Raw genomic sequence first — 1,594 nt, 5'->3', positions numbered from 1 at the left:
TCCAGCGTTTAATGTGAATTAAGTCAAGCGCTGTCTATGTCGATTTTTGACAACACAAAGCCAAAGATCAACTGGAATAAAATTGAAATCGACAATCACAGAACGTTCTAAAGGCATTTTTCCACAACGCACAAAGTCTTGTTTATTGTCTCCACAGGGATACAACCTACTTCATACAATCTAAGGGAATTTACGTTTTATTCGTATTTATGGAACAAGACCCATTCCGCTGGACTACGAGGTCAAAGTGCCTCAGGGGCTAAAGTCAATGTGGTCTGGCGTTCCAGAAAAATGCCATTCTTCCGTTGGCTAACCGGCAGGTTTACTTGTTCGCGCTGCTTCAGTTCAAAACATATCGATGAAAAAATAACGCTTGTTTTTCGTGAGTCCGCAGTTTACTGGCAATCACTTGTTGGAGGCTTTTGCCTCCGGGATCGGCCGGCTGGTACACTTGCTTCTTTTTCATCATGGCGAAAGCGATTCTCAGAAGCCTGTTCCCCAGAGCGATGAAAATCTGGCGCGGTTTTTTGCCTTTTGCTTTCAGCTCGTCCGCTTTTTTCCGCATCATCGGGTTTTGCCTATTCATAGACTTTCCAGCTCGATACACGGCGGCACGGAAATCAGCTCGCCCCTGTTTCGAAATTTGATGGGTCGTGGCTCTTTTGCCGCCTGATTGCCGGATAATGGGATTGGTTCCAGCCATCTTAATTAACTGCTCAGGGCGTGTGAAAAGTGTCAAATCGCCGATTTCGGCAGTCAATTCAGAGGCGGTGGTTACCCCCACCCCAGGAATGCTTAACAGAATTCCGCCATCGGTTTGAAGAAGAACTTGTTCCATCTCTTTTTTCAACAGCTCCACTTGTGCGGCCAGTAATTCCAGCTCATCGAGCTTCAAGTGTAAAATGAGAAGTTCCGCCTGCAGGCATTCTTTGGGCTTCGATACCGATTGATGTGCGAAACGGATTAGGCGCTCAATCGATTGGTCGCGTATTTTCAAGTTCTGTTCGATTGAAACCAGCCGTAATCCCTCTTCTCCCAACGCGAGAATATCTGAAGGGTGAGGGTAATGGCGCATCAAGTAAAGAGATGACTTGCAATCGAAGGTGGAGAAAATTTTCAGGTGAACCTGTTTTCCATCCACAAGCTCTACACTTCCTTGGTATTCCCGAAAGATATGATCCATATAAAGGCGGACGTAGTTGATGGTTTGCGAATGTGCATTAACTAGTGCCCGATGGGCGCGTGACAAGGTTTTGAGCTGAGCCAACAGTGGAATTGCTTTCTGGCTTGTCTGCCCACGACCATGCAAGATGGATTGGGTAATGGCCATCAAGTCCAGGTTGTCCGTTTTCGTGTAATTCAAGATGGTCGCTCGTTCTTGCGCTGTCGTCGCTGCGTTGATGATTCGGACGATAAACTTCTCCTGTTCACAAAGTCTGACAAGGTCTTCGTAATAATGGCCTGTCGTTTCAATGCCGACGACCACCTCCTCAAACCCGTAACCATCCTTAGCTTGGGTAACCTCCTTGATTAGTCGGGTAAATCCGGTGGAGGAGGCGTTAAATTCAAATGGTTTGATCAGGATATCGCCGTA

The 1,594-nt window shown here is 46.7% G+C and carries 1 protein-coding gene; it reads right to left on the bottom strand.

Features of this window, described 5'->3' with window-relative positions; genetic code table 11:
* Positions 1 to 340 precede the first annotated feature (340 nt).
* On the bottom strand, positions 341 to 1,594 hold a 1,254-nt coding region (locus tag EGV91_RS16845), incomplete at its 5' end, for an IS110 family RNA-guided transposase (RefSeq protein WP_241666212.1).

The organism is Planococcus koreensis, from assembly GCF_004761975.1.
GTDB classification, from domain to species: domain Bacteria; phylum Bacillota; class Bacilli; order Bacillales_A; family Planococcaceae; genus Planococcus; species Planococcus koreensis.
This window is presented reverse-complemented; position numbering and strand designations above follow the sequence as displayed.